The following is an 18,867-nucleotide window of genomic DNA, read 5'->3' on the forward strand; positions in this document are numbered from 1 at the left end:
TCATCCCCGTGAGTGGTGCTTGGGGTCGGATCAGCCCGCCTTGCGGGGCGTGATCCAGGGTCGGGCGCCGAAATAGGACGCCTCGAAAGCCTCGATCTGGTCGGCGTCCTGCAACGTGGCCGAGAGATCGTCGAGCCCATTTTCCAGCCGGTGCTTCAGCCGCGGGTCGATCTCGAAATCGAAGGCCTCGTTGCCGATGGTGACGCGCTGCGCGGGCAGGTCGACCTGTGCGGGCGTGCCGGGGGCCTCGGCCAGTTTCGCCAGCAGCGCCTGCACCGTGGCGGGCGGCAGGGCGATGGTCAGCAGGCCGTTCTTGCCCGAGTTCGAGCGGAAGATGTCCGCAAAGCTCGGCGCGATGACGGCGCTGACGCCGTAATCCAGCAGCGCATAGACCGCCGCCTCGCGGGAGGAGCCGCAGCCGAAGTTGTCATCCGCCACCAGCACCGTCGGCCCCTCGGGCAGGGCGTTGAGGGGGAAGTCGGCCCGGGCCGCGCCGTCCTGATCGAAGCGCATGTCGTGGAAACACTGGTCGCCGTAGCCATCCGCGCGCGAACGGCTCATGAAGCGGGCCGGGATGATCTGATCGGTGTCCACGTTGGCAAAGGGCAGCGCGGCGGCGGGGCCTGCGAGGGTCTTGATCGGTTTCACGCCTTGGTCTCCTCTGCCAGCAGCGCGCGGGCATCGCTGATCCGCCCGGTGACGGCCGCGGCGGCCACCATCTGCGGGCTCATCAGGTGGGTGCGGGCGCCGGGGCCCTGACGGCCGCGGAAGTTGCGGTTCGAGGTCGAGGCGCAGCGTTCGCCCGAGGCCACCAGATCGCCGTTCATGCCGACGCAGAGCGAACAGCCGCTGGCGCCCCATTCGGCCCCGGCCGCGCGGAAGATATCCGCGATGCCAAGCTCTTCGGCCTGCCGCGCCACGTCGTCGGAGCCGGGCGAGACCAGCAGCGGCACGGCAAGGCTGCGCCCCGCCAGCACCGCGGCGGCGGCCTTGAGGTCTGAGAGCCGCCCGTTGGTGCAGCTGCCGATGAAGGCGCGGTCCACGGTGATGCCGGTGATCGGCGCGCCGGCCTCCAGCCCCATGTAGCCCAGCGAGTCGCCGTTGGCGTCTGCCGGGATCGCGCCGTCGACGGGGGCGACCTGCTCGGGGCTGGTGCCCCAAGTGACCATGGGGGCGACCTCGGCGGCGTCCAGGTCGACCTCGCGGTCATAGACCGCACCCGGGTCGGCGGTCAGCCCGCGCCATTCGGCCACGGCGGCGTCCCAGTCGGCGCCTGCGGGGGCCATCGGGCGGCCCTTGAGCCAGTCGAAGGTCGTCTCGTCCGGGGGCACGAAGCCCGAGCGTGCGCCCATCTCGATGGTCATGTTGCACAGCGTCATGCGCTCTTCCATCGAGAGCGCGGCAATCGCCTCGCCGTCGTATTCCACCGCATGACCCGTCGCGCCGCCGGTGCCGATCTTCCAGATGATCGCAAGCGCGAGGTCCTTGGCCGTGGTGCCTGCGGGCAGGCGGCCGGTGACGCGGATGCGCATGACGGGCACGGGCTTCTGCCAGAGAGTCTGGGTCGCCATAACATGGGCCACCTCGGAGGCGCCGATGCCGAAGGCGAAGGCCCCGAAGGCGCCATGGGTCGCGGTGTGGCTGTCGCCGCAGACCACGGTGACGCCGGGCAGGGTGAGGCCCTGTTCCGGCATCGCCACGTGGACGATCCCGCGCCGGGGATCGCCGATGCCGAAGCTGTCGATGCCGAAGTCGCTGGCGTTGCGTTTCAGCCGGTCGATCATCGTGGCCGTCGTCTCGGTCGCGCGCAGCGGGCTGGAGGGCGCGTAGTGATCCGCCACGCCGAAGGTCAGTTCCGGGTGGCGCAGCTCGCGGCCGGTTTCGCGCAGGCGGGCGAAGGCGTGGTGCGAGCCCTCGTGCAGGTAATGCCGGTCGATGTAGAGCAGGTCGGAGCCGTCCTGCGTCAACACGCGGTGCCGGTCCCAAATCTTGGCGATGGCGGTGCGGGGGCCAGTTTGGGTGTCGGTTTGGGGGCCAGTCTGGGAGGCGGTCATGCGTTCTCTCCTTCCACGAGGGCGGCGCTGCGGCGGCCCATTTGCTTGCCGACGAAGATCGCGGCCAGCATCAGGACCAGAAGTACCAGCATCACCATTGTGATCGGACGGCCGAGCACGAAGGCGGGGTCACCGCCGGAAATCTGCCACGAGCGGGTGAGCTCTCCCTCGGCCATGGGGCCGATCAGCAGGCCGACGACGGTGGCCGTCACCGGGTAGCCGTAGCGCCGCATGATCCAGCCGAGCGCGCCTGCGCCCGCCACCGTCAGCGGCCCGACGAGGGAGCCGGTGATCGCGTAGGTGCCCATCATCGAGATCGAGAGCACGTAGGGGATCAGGTAGCTCAGGCGGATCTTCACGATCGAGGAGGCGAGGAAGACGAAGACCAGCCCGACCCCCAGCAACAGGATCGCCTGCGCGATGTTCCCGAGGATCAGCGCATAGACGATATCCGTGTTCTCGGAGATGAAGCGCGGGCCGCCGGTCACGTTGTGCATGGCGAAGGCGCCCAGCAGGATCGCCGTGCCCGCGCCGCCGGGCAGGCCGAGCGCCAGCAGCGTGACCATGCCACCGCCCTCGGAGGAGGAGTTGGCCGCCTCGGAGGCGACGACGCCCTCGCGGTTGCCCTTGCCGAAGCTCTCGGGTTCCTTGGACAGCCGCTTGGCGGCGGCATAGGAGGCGAGGTTGGCGACCGAGGCGCCGACGCCGGGAATGATCCCGATCAGCGTCCCGATGGCCGAGCCGCGCATCACCCGGGGCCAGGCGCGCAGCGTGTCGCCTGCACCCTTGAGGATCGGCTTGAGCTTCATCTTGCGCATCTCGCGGTCGGCGATCAGGTAGTCGCGCCCCGCCATGTTGATCAGCTCGGAGGCGGCGAAGAGGCCGATCAGCGCCGGGATCGCGGGGATGCCGTCGAGCAGGTACATCGAGCCGAAGGTGCCGCGCATCAGCCCGGTGTCGGAATAGCCGATGGTGCTGATCAGGATGCCGAGGATGCCTGCGGCGAGGCCCTTGGCGATGGAGCTGTCGTTCAGCACGGCGATCAGCAGCAGGCCCCAGATCGCGACGATCAGCATCTCGGTCGGGCCCAGCATCAGCACCCACGTGGCCACCGGCGAGACGATGAACATCAGCAGGATGTAGCCGAAGAGCGTCCCCACGGCCGAGGCCACGAGACCCGCGCCGAGCGCTTCGCCGTGCTGGCCGTTCTTCGACATCGGGTAGCCGTCGAAGGCGGTCGCCACGGCGGAGGAGGTGCCGGGGATGTTCATCAGGATCGCGGGCACCGCGCCGCCGAAGCCGCCGCCGGTGAAGATCGCGGTCAGGAAGAGGATCGCGGGCAGGAAGTCCATGTAGAGCGTGGCGGGCAGGAAGACCGCCATGGCGATGGAGATGGAAAGCCCCGGGATCGCCCCGAAGATCAGCCCGATGAACAGGCCGGGGATCACCACCAGCCAGGCCAGCGGATCGCTGCCCAGCAGGGAAAGGGCGGCGGAGAAGGCGGAAAGGTCGATCATCTGGGTCGTGTCCCGATAGTGGTCATCCGGTGCGGCTCAGAACAGCAGCACCGGCAGGCGGACCATCAGAAGGTCCGTGAAAATCCATGTCATGAGCGCGGCGCCCGGCACGGCGGCCAGCGCCAGCCTCCACCAGCTGCGTTCGCCCTGGATGATCAGGGCGAGGGCGATGAAGAGCGCGGTGCCCACGTCGAAGCCGATCCATGGCAGCAGGCAGGCGTAGATGCCGGTCAGCACCAGCAGGGCGATGCCCTTGGTCTCTTCGCGCAGGGGGCGGCGGGTGACCTGTGCCAGCCCCTTGAGCGGGGCGAGGTCGGCGATCCCGGCCCAGAGGGTGGCCGCCACCCCGATCGCCGCGGCGGGCAGGATCAGCAGGTAGTCCGTCAGGCCGCGGGCCACGCCCATCACGCTCCAGGCGTAGAAGGCGAGGGCGGCGGCGAGGACGAGGGCGAAGACGAGAGCGCCCCAGTTCCGGCGCGGGGTCGGAGCGGTCTCCAGGTCCGGCGCGGCAGGGGGCGTGCGGGGGGCGTCAGTCATGTCGTGCGTCCAGCGGTGGAAGGGGGGGCAGGGCCCGAGGGGCCCCGCCCTTGTTCGTCACGTATGGTGGCCCCGTGATCGTCGGGGCCGCCTGGCGTCGTCTGGAGCCGTCCCTTTCGGGCGGCCTCAGTTCACCACGTCGCTGAGCGCTTCGAGCGCGGTATAGGCGTCGTCGACCATCTTCTGGCTGGCCTCGGGGCCGACCCAGTCCGCGCCGATCCCGGCCTGCGCCGCGGCGTCCTTGTAGGCGTCCGAGGTGACGACCGTCTCGTAGGCGGTGACCAGCTTGGAATAGCGCTCGGGGCACTCCGCCTCGAAGGCGGAGGGGACGATCAGGCCGGTGATGTTGCCGCCGATGATCGGCTGCTTCTCGGCGCCGAGGCCGGTCATCTCATCGTTCAGCAGCGGCGCGCCGAGCCCGTCGGGATCGCTGTCGTTGACCACCGCAAGGACCCGCAGGCTGTCCATGATCGAGGCGGCGCCGCGGGCGGCGATGATCTCGAAGTCGACCTGGTTGCCCGCAAGCGCGGTGCGCAGCGGGGCGCCGCCGTCGTAGGTGACGAAGCGCACGTTGTCGGCGGGAATGTCGAGGGCTTCCATGGCGACGAGGGTCTGCAGGTGGCCGCCGTTGCCGTAGATGATCCCCGAGGAGACCTTGCCCGGCTCCTTCATGGCCTCGACCAGCTGGCCGAAGGTCTCGTAGGGGCTGTCGTTGTGGACGGCCACGATGGCGTAGTCGTTCCACTGGGCGTTCAGCAGCTTGAAGTCTTCCCATTTCACCGGCGCGCCGCCGACGAGGATCGCGTTGGCGAGGTAGGGCGTCGCCTGCATCAGCAGCAGGGTGTTGCCGTCCGGCTTGGACTGGCGGGCGACATAGGTCGCGCCGAGGCCGCCTGCGCCGCCGGGGCGGTTCTCGACCGTCACCGGCACGCCGAGCTCTTCGGAGAGCGGCTCCGACAGGGTGCGGGCCATCCGGTCGGCCGAGCCGCCGGCCTTGAACGGCACGACGATGGTGATCGGGTCCTCGGGCCAGCCGTCGGCGGCCTGCGCAGCGGTCAGCGGGACGCCGGCAAGGGCCAGCGACGCGACGGCGGTGCAGATGAAGCGGCGGCGCGATGCGCCGGTGAAGTTCAGCATGGTATCCTCCCATTTCCGGCCAAATCCGGCACGGACCCTGTGGCCCGCATGGCCAGAAAGCTATCAAGTCTTAATGTCATGTCAATAATACATTTGGGGTTGGAGGCTGATCAACTTCCGGTTAACAATCTCCGTCAACGGGAGGACATCTGAGGAAGAGCCATGGCAGAACAGCCACGTAACCGGCCTTCGGGCAGCGCCGTGACCGGGTCCGCTTCCCTTGGAGGCGCCGCCTCGGGCGAGGAGAGCCTCTGGCCCAAGCACCATCGCGTCTACCTGATTCTGAAGCAGGAGATCGAAGACGGGGTCTATACCGACGTGGAACCCATGGCGGGGGAGCTGGCTCTGGCGGATCGGTTCGAGGTCTCGCGGATCACGATTCGCAAGGCGATGGACCGTCTGGCGCAGGAGGGCCGGGTGGAGCGGCAGCGCGGGCGTGGCACCTTCGCCCGGCGCGACAGCCGTCCCTCGCCGGTGGGGGCCAGCCTCTCGGGCAATATCGAGAACCTGATCGCGCTTGGCCTTCAGACCGACGTGGAACTGATCGACCTGACCTTCGTCACCGCGCCGCCGCAGGTCTGCGACGCGATGCAGGTGCCCCATGGCACCGTGATGCAGCGTGCCGTCCGGGTACGCAGCCATGAAGGCGTGCCCTTCAGCCACCTGACCACATGGCTGCCCGAACCCATCGGGCGCAGTTTCACCCCCGAGGAGATGCAGTGCACGCCGCTGCTGCGCCTGATCGAGCGCGCGGGCCATCCCATCGCCTCGGCCCGTCAGGCGATCACCGCCAAGCTGGCCACGCCCGAGGTGGCGCATCTGCTGCGGATCGAGCCGGGCGAGGCGCTGCTCTCCGTCCGCCGCCTCGTCTTCGACGATGCCGGGGCAGTGGTGGAATACATCAACGGGCTCTACCGGCCCGACACCTACGAACACGAGATGGAATACGACCGCAGCCAGACACAGGCGGCGCAAATCTGGACCACCAAGGACACCGCGACCGGAGCAGACCAATGACCTCTCTCAAGACCCTTCTGGCCGATCCCGCCCGCGGCATCGTGGCCCCGGGCGTCTATGACGCCTTCACCGCGCTGCTGGCCGAGCAGGCGGGCTTTGACTGCCTCTACCTCTCCGGCGCCTCGATCGCCTACACCCGGCTGGGGCGGCCCGACATCGGGCTGGTTTCCGTCTCCGAGGTGATCTCGACCGTGGAACTGATCACCGACCGCGTTGGCCTGCCGATGATCGTGGATGGCGACACCGGCTTCGGCAATGCGCTGAACGTGCAGCGCACGGTGCGCGGCTTCGAGCGGGCGGGCGCGCAGGCGATCCAGATGGAAGACCAGAGCTTCCCCAAGCGCTGCGGCCACCTCGCGGGCAAGAAGCTGATCCCCGCCGCCGAGATGGTGGGCAAGATCAAGGCCGCCGTGGATGCGCGGAAATCCGAGGGCTTCCAGATCATCGCCCGGACCGATGCCATCGCCGTCGAGGGGTTCGACGCCGCGCTGGAGCGGGCGGAGATGTACGTGGAGGCCGGGGCCGACGTGCTCTTCATCGAGGCGCCGCGCTCGCTGGAGCAGATGGAGGTGATCGCCAAGACCTTCGCCGCGCGAATCCCGCTGCTGGCGAACATGGTCGAGGGCGGCATGACCCCCATGGGCTCGGCGCAGGAGTTGCACGACCGGGGCTTCCGGGTGGTGATCTTCCCGGGCGGCGTGGCCCGGGCGATGCTGCGGCAGGGGCAGGCGTATTACGCCTCGCTCAAGGAGAACGGCAGCAACGCGCCCTTCAAGGAGCGGATGGCGGTCTTTGACGAGCTGAACGAGGTGATCGGCCTGCCGCAGATGCTGGAGCATGGCGCGAAATACGAATGATCCGGGGCAGAGGTCCTGACGGAGCGGCACCCGGAGGCGTAAGCTTCCGGGTGTTTTTATATCGGGCGCTGACCACGCTCGCCCCAACACACACGCTGGACATGAAACGCGAAGGGCAGCGCCGACCCGCGGGGTGGCGCATAAGCGCCGCCCCATGGGGGCGGGTCGGCGCTGCCCGGCCTGAGGCCGGGCGGGACATTCCGTGAGGTGGCGGGTTGATGGTGGGGCCGATAGGGGTTCCGTCTCACTGCACAAGAATTAGTGGAGACAGCGCATTCGAAGGGTTTTCTTGAGGTCGCGGAAGGAGCACGCGATGACTGCGGCACCAGCGAACCACCGCCCCCTCCAAAACAAAGTTCCCTTTATGTTCTCTTAACGCTATCCTGCCGCAAAACGCAAAACGCAAACCATCGGTGGGCAGGGATGGCGCAGGCAGGATACCTCGACAAACTGAACGACAACCAGCGGGCCGCCGTGACCCATGGCCCGGCGGATGCGACCCCCGGCGCGCCGCTCTTGGTGATCGCGGGGGCGGGCTCGGGCAAGACCAACACGCTGGCGCATCGGGTAGCGCATCTGCTGGCCTCAGGCGCCGATCCCCGGCGCATCCTGCTGATGACCTTCTCGCGTCGCGCGGCGGTGGAGCTCACCCGCCGGGTCGAACGGATCACGGCGCAGGCCATGGGCTCTGCCGTGGCGGCCGAGGCGCTCACCTGGGCCGGCACCTTCCACGGCATCGGCGCCCGCATCCTGCGCGACAATGCCGAGGCCATCGGCCTGCACCCCGAGTTCTCGATCCACGACCGCGAGGACAGCGCCGACCTGATGAACCTCTGCCGCCATGCAGCGGGCCTCAGCCAGACCGAGACGCGCTTTCCGGCCAAGGGCACCTGCCTTGCGATCTACTCCCGCGCGGTCAACGCCGAGGAGCCGCTGGCCGAGGTCCTGCGCGAGCACTTCCCGTGGTGCGCCCGCTGGGAGGCGGAGCTGAAAACCCTTTTCGGCGCCTACGTGGAGGCCAAGCAGGCGCAGAACGTCCTCGATTTCGACGACCTGCTGCTGGCATGGGCACAGGTGATGGCCGATCCCGGCTTCGCCGCCTGGATCGGGGCGGAGTGGGACCACGTGCTGATCGACGAATACCAGGACACCAACCGGTTGCAGGCGCGTATCCTCATGGGGCTGAAGCCCGACGGGCGCGGGCTGACGGTGGTGGGGGATGATGCGCAGTCGATCTATGCTTTCCGGGCCGCGACCGTGCGCAATATCCTCGACTTTCCCGGCCAGTTCGATCCGCCCGCGGGCGTCGTCACGCTGGATCGCAACTACCGCTCGACCCAGCCGATCCTGGCCGCCGCCAACGCGGTGATCGCCGAGGCCCGCGAACGCTTCACCAAGGACCTCTGGACCGAGCGCGAGAGCGCGGAGAAACCCCGCCTCGTCACGGTGAACAGCGAGGCGGAGCAGGCGCGCTACATCGTCGACCGGGTGCTGGACGACCGCGAGACGGGCACGCGGCTGAAGGACCAGGCCGTGCTCTTCCGCACCGCCAGCCATTCGATCCAGCTGGAGGCCGAACTGACCCGCCGCAACGTGCCGTATGTGAAATTCGGCGGGCTGAAGTTTCTCGACACGGCCCATGTGAAGGACCTGCTGGCGGTGCTGCGGCTGGCGCGCAATCCGCGCGACCGGGTGGCGGGCTTCCGGGTGCTGCAACTGATCCCCGGCATCGGGCCCAAGGCGGCGGGGCGGGTGCTCGACGCGCTCGACCTCGCGCCCGATCCGGTGACCGCGCTGGAGGCGGTGACGCCGCCCGCCAAGGCCCGTGCCGACTGGCCGGGTTTCGTCGCGGCGATGTCGGGGCAGACCAGCTGGCCCGTGGCGCTGGAGAAGGCCCGCGCCTGGTACGAGCCGCACCTGGAGCGCATCCACGAGGACGCGGATGCCCGCCGCGCTGACCTGCTGCAACTGGAGCAGATCGCCCAAGGCTACCCCTCGGCCGAGGCCTTCCTGACCGAGCTGACGCTCGACCCGCCCGACGCCACCAGCGATCAGGCCGGTGTGCCGCTGAAGGACGAGGACTACCTGATCCTCTCCACCATCCACTCCGCCAAGGGGCAGGAATGGAAATCGGTCTACCTGCTGAACGCGGTGGATGGCTGCATTCCGTCCGACCTCGGCACCGGGTCGACCCATGAGCTGGAGGAGGAGCGGCGGCTGCTCTATGTCGCCATGACGCGGGCCAAGGACCGGCTGACGCTGGGGCTGCCGCTGCGATTCTACGTCACCCAGCAGACGCGCAACGGCGACCGGCATGTCTATGCCATGCGCACGCGCTTCATCCCGAACGGCATCCTCGACCGGTTCGAGGCGCTGCACTGGTCGCCGACGCAGGGGGCGTCGCAGGCCCGTCAGGCCCCGCCGAAGATCGACGTCTCGGCGCGGATGCGCTCCATGTGGGGGTAGGGGGCGTGGCTGTCGCCGCGGGCCGGGCTCCGGTGTCCGCAAGAGGCTGAACCACGGAAAGGAATGCCGGCATCAAGTGGGGATTCCCGATGCCGGCATTCAGATAAATGTGGATCCTATGGACGCACCACTCACACGCGCCACTAAAAAGGTCTTGCTCAAATAAGCCATCGGATCAGGAACTTAACGGGATGTCTGTTACCCCCTCTCCTCCGGTGCCATCAGACTGCCACAGCGAACAGCCACGTGATATTCGTGTGATTGCCTGCGTAATATTGCCTATGCCGGCACGGGGCCATTTCCGTTGCCCGGCGGGGGGGATTGTGAGACCCCTTGAAAGGCGGGGCAGGCCCGTGACAGCGACGGGCGGGACATGCGGAATTCACTGGGGGCATTGCTGGCGATCGGCCTGGCGGGGTTGCAGTTCATGGCCGTTCTGGCGGTGGTCTTCTCCTCCTACGTGACCTCGGAGCGCGCGCTGCTGGACCATGCCCGCGACCTGCTCAGCGACGTGGGCACCAATACCATCGAACATTCCCGCGGCTTCCTCAGCCCGGCCCGTGGCGCGGCGGAGCTGTCGGCCCGGCTGGCCCAGGACCGGGTGATCGCCAGCGACGTGCCCGAGCTGCTGGAGCAGCTGCTCTTCCAGCAGCTGCAACTGGCGCCGCAGTTCGCCGGGGTCTACCACGGCAGCGAGGACGGCGGCTTCGTCTACGTCATGCGGGCGGATGCCTCCGCGCCGGGGCCGTTCCGGACCAAGATCATCCGGGTGAGGGGCGACAGCCGCAACACCGAGCTGATCTGGCGTGACAACGAGTTCAACGTGATCGAGCGCCGCTTCGACCCGGAGGATACCTACGACCCGCGCACGCGGCCCTGGTACAAGCGGGCGCGGGACCAGCTGACGACGATCTGGACCGATCCCTACATCTTCTTCTCCTCCCAGCAGCCCGGCATCACGCTGGCCTCGCCGGTGATGGATGGCACCGACACCGTGCGCGGCATCGTGGGCGTCGATATCGAGATCAGCGCGATCTCGGATTTCCTCGCGCGGCTGCGCATCGGCTCCACCGGGCGGGCGCTGATCATCCACCAGAACGGGGATGTGATCGCGCATCCCAACAAGGAGCTGCTGAAGACCAAGGACGCCGACGGCACGCTGCGCTTCGTCGACATCACCCAGTTCGAGGACCCGATTGCCCGGGCGGCCTTCTCGGGGCTGAAGGCCAATGGCGTGGTCCCGACGCCGACCGAGACGCTGAGCCAGTTCTCCTACGGCGGCGAGACCTATGTCTCGGTCATCATGCCGCCGATCAGCGAGCATCTGCCCTGGACCATCGCGGCCTACGCGCTGGAGAGCGACTTCACCGAGGTGATCAAGGAGAACCGGCTGCAGAACATCTGGATCGCGGCCATCGTGGCGGCGGTCACCGGTCTCCTCGGGCTGGCGCTTGCGAATTACATCTACAAGCCCGTGCGCGCCTTTGCCGTGCGCTCCGCGCTGATCGCGCAGGGCGAGATCGACCCCTCCGAACCCTCGCCCAAGACCTACGAAGAGCTCGACAACGCCAACCGCACGCTGATGCAGCAGATCGCCCGGCGGCGCGAGACGGAGATGGAGTTCGGCCAGACCTTCGCTCTGTCCTCGCGCGGGATGGCGCAAATAGATGCGGGCAGCGGGCGCTTCCTGCGGGTGAACCACAAGTTCTGCGAGATCACGGGCTATTCCGAAGAGGAGCTGGAGCGGATGACCTTCGCCGATCTGGCCGATCCCTCCGATCCGCCCTTCCTGCTGCCCGCCGCCGATACCGGCGCCACCCCGCAGGAGATCAACCACGAGATGCGCTGCCTGCGGCACGACGGCACCGCGATCTGGACCATGGTGAACGCGATCCTCAGCTTCAACCAGGAGGGGCGGCCGCTGCACTTCGTCCTGACCATGGATGACATCAGCCACGCCAAGCGCGCCGAGGAGCAGATCACCGAGCTGTCGAAGGACCTGTCGAACCTGTCGCGCGACAACACGATGGGGCAGATGGCCGCCGGGCTGGCACATGAGCTGAACCAGCCGCTGACCGCGATCGCGCAGAATGCCGACAGCGCGCTCTTTGCCATCGACCAGATGGCCGTGGCGGACCCCGAACTGCGCCACACGCTGGAAGAAATCGCCGATCAGTCGATGCGCGCGGGCGAAATCATCAAGGCGCTGCGGGGCTTCATCCGCCGGGACGAGGGCATGAAGACCGCCTTCGACCTGCCGGAACTGGTGCAGCAGACCCGCCGCCTCGTCATGGCCGAGGCCCGGGTGGCGGGGATTGCCGTGCTCTGCGAGACCGGGCCCCTGCCGCCGGTCAACGCGAACCGGATCCAGATCGCGCAGGTGCTGGTGAACCTGATGCGCAACGCGATCGAGGCCGTGGCCGAGAGCGGGCAGGCCGGTGGTCAGGTCCGCGTCACCGCCAGCGTCGAGGACGGCTGTGTCCGCGTCGCGGTCACCGACACCGGCCCCGGCGTCGATCCCGAGATCACGCTCTTCTCCGAATTCGAGACCACCAAGGTGAACGGCATGGGGTTGGGCCTGTCGATCTGCAAGTCGATCGTGGAGGCCAACGGCGGGCGGCTCTGGCACGAGCCCGCGCCCGAAGGTGGCGCGACGTTCCTCTTCACCGTCGCGCTCGCTACGGCCTGATCCTGGCCGCATCTGCCGCCAATCGGGGCAACGCAGGCACGTCTATCCCCTGAATAGGGCGTGTCAGAGGGTCACATTCCCTGTTTTTCAGGTCGCGGGCAGGGGTTGACCCTTATCGCGGTGCGGGCGAATCGCTAGATTTGCGCGCGTATTGCTGTTGGGTGCCCCGGGGAGGCGAAATGACGGACAGGCTGTCGGTCGTCTATGTTGTCGACGACGATCAGGATATTCGCAGTTCCCTGTCGCGGGCTCTCGGGCAGCGGGGCTTCGACGTGCGCCCTTACGACTCGGCGGCGGAGTTCCTCGACGGCTACGATGCCGAAACCGCAGGCTGCGTGGTGCTGGACTACGGCATGCCGGGCATGAACGGGCTGGAACTTCAGGCCGAGCTGAACCGGCGCGGCAGCCCGCTGGCGATCATCTTCATCACCGGCCATGGCGGCGTGCCCGAATCCGTGCAGGCGATGAAGGGCGGCGCGGTGGATTTCCTCGAGAAGCCCTTCCGCCAGCCGGTGCTGGTGGAACGGATCGAGGCCGCGCTGGAGATCGCCGAGGACCGCCATGCCGCCATGGCGCAGCAGCGCGAGATCCTCGCCCGTCTGGCCCGGCTGACCGCCCGCGAGGAGGAACTGGTCGAGATGATGATGGCCAACCCCGCGGAAGTGTCGAGCAAGGAGCTCGGCAACCAGCTGGGGATCAGCCCGCGCACCATCGATCACCACCGCGCCCGCATCCTCGAAAAGCTCGAGGTGCGTTCGCTGGTGGAACTGGTGGATCTGGTGAAGCGGGTCGAGGGCGCGGGGCCGATGCTGCCCTGAGGGGCGCGAGGCCGTGCAGGATTGGAAAAGGCCGCCCTTGCAGGCGGCCTTTGTCGTCTCTGGCGGGCTCTGCGCCCCGCATGTCGGGCCCCGCATCTCAAGGCACTGAGAGCACGGCGTCGGGGCTCAGGGCCCGGGAATGTCGCCGCGTTCCCGGTCCGCCGGCGCATGCTGCGCCGTTGCGGGATCCGGGTCCGGCAGGTCGGTGACCAGCAGCGCCTCGCCACGGCCTGCCCGGGCGAGGATGTCACCGCGAGGCCCCGCGATGACCGAGCCGCCGCCGAAGGCGAGGCCCGCATCGTCGCCGGTATAATTCGCATAGGCCACGGTGATGCCGTTCTCGGCGGCGCGCGCGGGCACCAGAAGCTCCTGCACGTGGGGGTAGGCGGCCGGGTTCGCCGTGGGCACCAGCAGCAGGTCGACGCCCGCCGCGGCCAGCCGCCGGGCATGGACCGGGAACTCGATGTCGAAACAGATCAGCAGGCCGAGGCGGCGGCCCTTGAAGTCGAAGGCGACATAGCCCTCGCCGGGGGTGAAGTTCGCCTCTTCCATGGCACCGAAGGGCTGCACCTTGCGGTAGAGCGCGATCCGCTCGCCCTCGGCCGACAGGACCATGGCGCTGTTGCGGGTGCCCTCGGGCGTCTTCTCGGCAAAGCCGAAGCAGAGCGCACAGCCGGCCTGACGTGCGATCTCGGCGGCGCGGGCGATCCATTCACCGCAGGCGGGCTGCGCCATGGGGCCGTGCAGCCCGGGGCGGTTGTAGCCCGGCAGGTAGAGCTCGGGCAGCAGCAGCAGGTCGGCCCCCGACAGGGCCGCGGCGCGGGCCATCCGGTCCATCCGGACAAAAGCCCCCTCGACATCGCCCCGGGTGGGGGCGGCTTGGCACAGGGCAAGACGCATTCTTCAGCCGTTCCTCGTGACGTTGTTGGCACTGCGCACGGCCTCGATCCGTTCGATCCGGCGGCGCACCTCGGGTCCGTATTCCGCCAGAAGCTGGGCGACAAGGGCCTCGATCTGGCCGAGCGCGGGCACCATCGTGTCATAGGGGCTCTGGACCTCGACAGGGCTGACAAGGACCACATCCGCTGACGTGGCGGCAGGGGATCGCCACCGATCGGTGAAGAGAACGACCCGCGCGCCGGTGGCCGCGGCCTGTTCCGTGAAGGCGATCACGTCGCTCTGGTAGCGGCGGTAGTCGAAGGTCACCACGAGGTCGCGGCGGGTCAGGTCCACCAGCCGGTCATAGTCGGGGGCCGAGAGCGCGGGCAGGGCGGTGACACCGGCGCGGAACTGTTCGAGGTGGCCTGCGAGGATCCCGCCGAGGAAGGTGGAGAACCGCCCGCCCACCAGCAGCACCTGCCGCGCCTCCATGATCAGCCGCGCCGCGCGGTCATAGCTCGCCTGCGGGGTCGAGGTCTCGCTCTCCTCCAGCGCCTTGCGCGCGGATTGCAGATAGGCCCGGGCCGGGCTGTCCCCGCCTGTGGGGCGGCTTTCCATCATCGAGAGGGGAGAGCGGAGCCGGTCCTCGATCTCTTCCAGCAGGCGTGACTGGAAGGCGGGATAGCCGTCGAAGCCCAGTTTCACCACCAGCCGGTTCACCGTCGGGTCCGAGACGCCGGCCTTCTTGGCGAGGCTCGCCGCGGTGCCGAGGCCCGAGGTCGGGTAATCCGTGAGCAGGACCTGCGCGATCTTCTCTTCCGACGGGGTCAGGGTGACGGCACCGCCGGAAAGGAGATCGCGTATCTTCATCTTGGTCCCTCGTTGCCGCCGTCCCGCGGCGGGCATGGTCTCAGAGCCGCTCCAGCGCGGCGGCAATCGTCTCTGCCCATGCCTCGACCGAGGCGGGGGCGTCCAGCGTGTCGTTGCGGACCTCCAGCAGCAGCGCGTCGAGGCCCCGGGCATCCCCGTGCACCGGGATCGCCATGTCGTCACCTTCCTCGACCTTGTAGGGCTCGTCCAGTGCGGCGGTGATCGTGGCGTCACGGGCGGTGACTTCGGTCACGAAACGCTCGGCCAGCGGGCGCGAGGCGCCCGAGAGCACGCCGAGGTGCCAGGGCCGTGCCACGCTGCGGAAGACCGGGGTGAAGGAATGCAGCGCGAGGAGGCGCGTGCGCCGGCCGGCGGCGGCGCGGGCGTCCAGCAGCGCGGTGACGCTGTCGTGGAAGGGGGTGAAAATCCGGTCGATCCGGCGCGCACGTTCCAGTGCCGTGATGCCGATATTGCCGGGAATCGCGGTCTCTTCCGACATCTCGGGGATCGAGGCGGGCGAATCGATCGGGCGGTTCAGGTCGATCAGCAGGCGCGAGTAATTTGCCAGCGTCGCCGTCGCGTCGAGACGCTGCGAGAGGGCGCGGGTCAGCTCCGCCGCGCCCGGATCCCAGGCGATGTGGGCCCGGCGTTCCGCCTCTCCGAGGCCGAGTCGCGCGTATTCCGCAGGCACATGGGCGGAGGCGTGTTCGCAGATCAGCACCCAGTCAGAGGCCCCGCTCTCATTCAGGATCGTGCAGGGAACGGGCCAGTTTTCAACGGCTTGTCCGGTCTCGACAGGGGAGGGCATGGCGGCGGAATCGGGCATTTTCGGTGTCGTCCCAAGGGGCTTGTCTGGCCTCACCATTCCCCGGAACGAGTATGTAATTCAATCTACATTTTGTAATGACGTGTCGTTTCTGAAAGATGATTGACACACATCGCTTCTCGGTCATAGTGGGCGAAATGCCCAGAATCCGGGGCGCAAGGGAGTGTGCCGCATGGCCGAGACCACCGCAGAGACGGCCGCAGAGACGGCCGCTGACACGGCAGCCGACAGGGCCAAGGCCGCGATCCGCGCCGTGCTGGACGCGGAGCCCGATTACGTGGTCGACCTCTGCCAGCGTCTGGTGCGCATCCCCTCGGTGAACCCCAAGTATCCCGCCGGCAATGACGGCTGGGACATCGCGGGCCGCGAGGCCGAGGTGCAGGACGTGATCGAGGGCGAGCTTGCGCCCTACGGCCTGAGCTTCCGCCGCTGGGACGCGCTGCCGGGCCGGCCGAACCTCGTCGCGAGGACGGAGGCGGGCGATCCGGCGAAATCCCTGATCCTCTGCGGCCATATCGACGTGATGCCCGTGGGCGACCCGGGCGAATGGTCCGCCGATCCCTTCGGCGCGGTGATCCGCGACGGGCGGATGCTGGGCCGCGGGGCCGTGGACATGAAGGCGGGCGTCGCGGCCTGCGTGGCGGCGCTGCGCGCGGTCCGCAAGGCGGGCGTGACCCTCGACGGGCAACTGGCGCTGCACGCGGTCGTGGACGAAGAGGCCGGCGGGGCAGGGGCCAAGGCCGCCGTCGCGGCCGGCGAATTGGCCGCCGCCGCGATCATTGCCGAACCCTCGAACGGCGACATCCACGTCTGTCAGGGCGCGCTGCACTGGCTGCGGGTCACGATCCGGGGCCGTCAGGGCCATTCGGCGCATCGCTTCACCGGCTACTGGCCGCAGCCCGAGGCGAAGAAGACCGGTGCCGAGCCGGTCAGCGCCGCCGATCTCGCCACCCGGTTCCTCGTCGCCCTGCGCGACTACGAGGCCGCCGTCACCCGCGCCGTGGGCCACCCGCTGATGGCGCCGGGGGTGAACCAGTTCAACGTCGGCACCGTCCATATCGGGGCAGGCATGGGGCCCGACGGGCTGCCGCAGATCATGAACAACCCGGGCATCGTGCCCGACGTCGCCGTCATCGACATCGACATGAAGACCATGCCGCAGGAAAGCACCGAGGAGGTCCGCGCGGCCTTCGAGGCCTTCGTGGCGGGCTTCTGCGCCTCGGACCCGTGGTTCAAGGCCCATCCCATCGCGGTGGAGTGGGACCTCTACGGGCTCTACTTCCCGCCGATGGACACCGACCCGGAGCATCCGCTGGTCCGGTCCATCACCGCCACCCGGGCGGCGATGGGACTGGGCGACACGGCGCTGGTCGGATCGCTTGGCGTCACCGACGGGGCCCATTATGCCGCGGGCGGCGTGGCCGCGCTGCGCTACGGGCCCACGGGCGGGGGCGGTCACGGGGCGGATGAATGGGTCGACGTGGAGTCGATCCGGCGCACCACACGGATCTTTGCAGAGGCCGTCATCGACTTCTGCGGTGTCAAAGACGAGTAAACGAATGGATCACCCGCCACATGCAAGGACGGGGACCGGACAGAGAGGAACGTCCAACATGCAGATGAAGACCATGCTTTGCGCCTCCGCACTGGCGCTTGCCACCGTGGCGGGGCCGCTCTCGGCCGAGACGCTCCGCTGGGCCCGGACCTCGGACACCCAGACGCTGGACCCCCACGCCTACAACGAGGGCTTCACCCACACCGTGAACCGCCAGATGTACGAAACGCTGGTGGAACGCGACGACGAGGGCCAGCTGCAACCGGTGCTCGCGACCGAGTGGGGCATGCTGGACGACGATCCCTCGACCTGGGAATTCACGCTGCGCGACGGCGTGACCTTCCACGACGGCACCCCCTTCGAGGCCGATGACGTGGTCTTCTCGATCGAGCGCGCTAAGTCCGAGACCTCGAACATGCGCTCGCTGCTGGCCGCGGTGGAGAGTGTCGAGGCCGTCGATCCCCTGACCGTGCGCTTCCACACCACGGGCGTCAGCCCGCTGCTGGTGAACAACCTCGTCAACGTGATGATCATGAACCGCGAGTGGGCGGTGGCCAATGGCACCGAGACGCCGGTGAACTACAAGGAAGGCGAGGAGAGCTATGCCTCGCTGCACGAGAACGGCACCGGCGCCTACACGCTGGTCAGCCGCGTGCCCGACAGCAAGACCGAGATGGAAGCCTACGCGGGCTACTGGGGCAAGGACCTCTTTCCGCTCGACATCGACCGCATCGTCTATACCCCGATCCAGTCCGCCGCGACGCGCGTCTCGGCGCTGCTCTCCGGTGACATCAACTTCCTGCAGGACGTGCCGGCACAGGACATCCAGCGGCTGGAGCAGACCCCCGGCATCACCGTCGTCACCGGCCCCGAGAACCGCACGATCTTCTTCGGCATGAACATCGGCGACGAGACGCTGACCCACGGCGAGGCCGAGGGCAACCCCTTCGCCGACGTGCGCGTGCGCCGGGCGATGAACATGGCGATCGACCGCAACGTCATCAGCAAGGTCGTCATGCGCGGCCAGTCGCAGCCGCAGGGCACGATCGCGCCGCCCTTCATCAACGGCTACACCGACGAGATGGGCGCGCTGCCCGCCGTCGACCTCGAGGGCGCCAAGGCGCTGATGGCAGAGGCCGGCTATGGCGAGGGCTTCTCGGTCACGCTGCAATGCACCAACGACGCCTTCGTGAACGAGGAGGCGATCTGCCAGTCGCTCGTCGGCATGCTTGCCCGGATCGGGATCGACGTGCGTCTCGACGTGCAGCCCGGCGGCGTGCAGTTCGCCACCATCGCCAAGGGCGACACCAGCTTCTACGTCATGGGCTGGGGCGTCTCGACCTTTGACAGCCAGTACATGTTCGACAACCTCGTGCACTCGCGCTCGAACGGGCGCGGGGCCTGGGCCTCGATCAACTACCAGAACGCCGATCTGGACGCGAAGATCGAGAGCCTCGGGACCGAGGGGGACCTCGACAAGCGCAACGAGACCATCGCCGAGATCTGGAAGGTCGTGCAGGACGAGGTGCTCTACCTGCCGATCCACCTGCAGATGCTGGCCCGCGCCATGTCGGACAATCTGGTGATCCCGGCCAACGTGGGCAATTCTGTCTCGGTCAAGAAGATCGAGGTCAAGGACTGATCC

General features: G+C 68.3%; 15 protein-coding genes. 7 read left to right on the forward strand and 8 right to left on the reverse strand.

Annotated features, from left to right (window positions below; genetic code table 11):
- Window positions 1-30: 30 nt before the first annotated feature.
- The 5 genes from leuD to ACX9MO_RS15585 form a co-directional block, all read right to left on the reverse strand.
- Window positions 31-648: a 3-isopropylmalate dehydratase small subunit gene (gene leuD, locus ACX9MO_RS15565; protein ID WP_462212500.1), complete on the reverse strand. Its 618-nt coding sequence runs from the start codon at window positions 646-648 to the stop codon at window positions 31-33.
- Entirely contained in the window at window positions 645-2,054 is a 1,410-nt protein-coding gene (gene leuC, locus ACX9MO_RS15570; protein ID WP_462212501.1) for a 3-isopropylmalate dehydratase large subunit, read from the reverse strand. The genes leuD and leuC overlap by 4 nt, the downstream gene beginning before the upstream one ends.
- A complete protein-coding gene (locus tag ACX9MO_RS15575) occupies window positions 2,051-3,571 on the reverse strand; it encodes a tripartite tricarboxylate transporter permease (protein ID WP_222489533.1) in 1,521 nt (506 codons plus the stop codon). The genes leuC and ACX9MO_RS15575 overlap by 4 nt, the downstream gene beginning before the upstream one ends.
- A gap of 36 nt (window positions 3,572-3,607) precedes the next feature.
- Entirely contained in the window at window positions 3,608-4,108 is a 501-nt protein-coding gene (locus tag ACX9MO_RS15580) for a tripartite tricarboxylate transporter TctB family protein (RefSeq protein WP_462212502.1), read from the reverse strand.
- Between the two features lie 126 nt (window positions 4,109-4,234).
- Window positions 4,235-5,245, reverse strand: coding sequence for a Bug family tripartite tricarboxylate transporter substrate binding protein (locus ACX9MO_RS15585; protein ID WP_462212503.1), 1,011 nt, complete (start codon window positions 5,243-5,245; stop codon window positions 4,235-4,237).
- Between the two features lie 162 nt (window positions 5,246-5,407).
- On the opposite strand from ACX9MO_RS15585, the gene ACX9MO_RS15590 reads away from it, so the two are divergent.
- From ACX9MO_RS15590 to ACX9MO_RS15610, 5 genes are all read left to right on the forward strand, one after another.
- The gene (locus ACX9MO_RS15590; protein ID WP_222489536.1) at window positions 5,408-6,262 is read left to right on the forward strand and encodes a GntR family transcriptional regulator; all 855 of its coding nucleotides are present in this window, start codon (window positions 5,408-5,410) and stop codon (window positions 6,260-6,262) included.
- The gene (locus ACX9MO_RS15595; protein WP_222489537.1) at window positions 6,259-7,119 is read left to right on the forward strand and encodes an isocitrate lyase/PEP mutase family protein; all 861 of its coding nucleotides are present in this window, start codon (window positions 6,259-6,261) and stop codon (window positions 7,117-7,119) included. Before ACX9MO_RS15590 ends, ACX9MO_RS15595 begins: the two co-directional genes overlap by 4 nt.
- 423 nt (window positions 7,120-7,542) lie before the next feature.
- On the forward strand, window positions 7,543-9,585 hold the full coding sequence (locus tag ACX9MO_RS15600) for an ATP-dependent helicase (protein WP_462212504.1): 2,043 nt from the start codon (window positions 7,543-7,545) through the stop codon (window positions 9,583-9,585).
- Window positions 9,586-9,958: 373 nt separating this feature from the next.
- The gene (locus ACX9MO_RS15605; protein ID WP_462212505.1) at window positions 9,959-12,274 is read left to right on the forward strand and encodes a sensor histidine kinase; all 2,316 of its coding nucleotides are present in this window, start codon (window positions 9,959-9,961) and stop codon (window positions 12,272-12,274) included.
- Window positions 12,275-12,453: 179 nt separating this feature from the next.
- Window positions 12,454-13,092, forward strand: coding sequence for a response regulator transcription factor (locus ACX9MO_RS15610; RefSeq protein WP_222489540.1), 639 nt, complete (start codon window positions 12,454-12,456; stop codon window positions 13,090-13,092).
- A 126-nt stretch (window positions 13,093-13,218) separates the two neighbouring features.
- On the opposite strand, the gene ACX9MO_RS15615 is transcribed toward ACX9MO_RS15610, so the two are convergent.
- Genes ACX9MO_RS15615 through ACX9MO_RS15625 form a run of 3 tightly spaced genes read right to left on the reverse strand, consistent with a single transcriptional unit; the run spans window position 13,219 to window position 15,649 of the window.
- Window positions 13,219-13,992, reverse strand: a complete 774-nt coding sequence (locus tag ACX9MO_RS15615) for a nitrilase-related carbon-nitrogen hydrolase (protein ID WP_462212506.1) — start codon at window positions 13,990-13,992, stop codon at window positions 13,219-13,221.
- A gap of 3 nt (window positions 13,993-13,995) precedes the next feature.
- Window positions 13,996-14,841, reverse strand: coding sequence for a MurR/RpiR family transcriptional regulator (locus tag ACX9MO_RS15620; RefSeq protein ID WP_222489542.1), 846 nt, complete (start codon window positions 14,839-14,841; stop codon window positions 13,996-13,998).
- Window positions 14,842-14,881: 40 nt separating this feature from the next.
- The gene (locus tag ACX9MO_RS15625; RefSeq protein WP_462212507.1) at window positions 14,882-15,649 is read right to left on the reverse strand and encodes an N-formylglutamate amidohydrolase; all 768 of its coding nucleotides are present in this window, start codon (window positions 15,647-15,649) and stop codon (window positions 14,882-14,884) included.
- A 190-nt stretch (window positions 15,650-15,839) separates the two neighbouring features.
- Here ACX9MO_RS15625 and ACX9MO_RS15630 point away from each other — a divergent pair, with 190 nt between their 5' ends.
- On the forward strand, window positions 15,840-17,222 hold the full coding sequence (locus tag ACX9MO_RS15630) for a M20 family metallopeptidase (RefSeq protein ID WP_462212508.1): 1,383 nt from the start codon (window positions 15,840-15,842) through the stop codon (window positions 17,220-17,222).
- Between the two features lie 58 nt (window positions 17,223-17,280).
- A complete protein-coding gene (locus tag ACX9MO_RS15635) occupies window positions 17,281-18,864 on the forward strand; it encodes an ABC transporter substrate-binding protein (protein WP_462212509.1) in 1,584 nt (527 codons plus the stop codon).
- The last annotated feature ends 3 nt before the right edge of the window (window positions 18,865-18,867 follow it).

This window comes from Pseudooceanicola profundus, assembly GCF_054919315.1.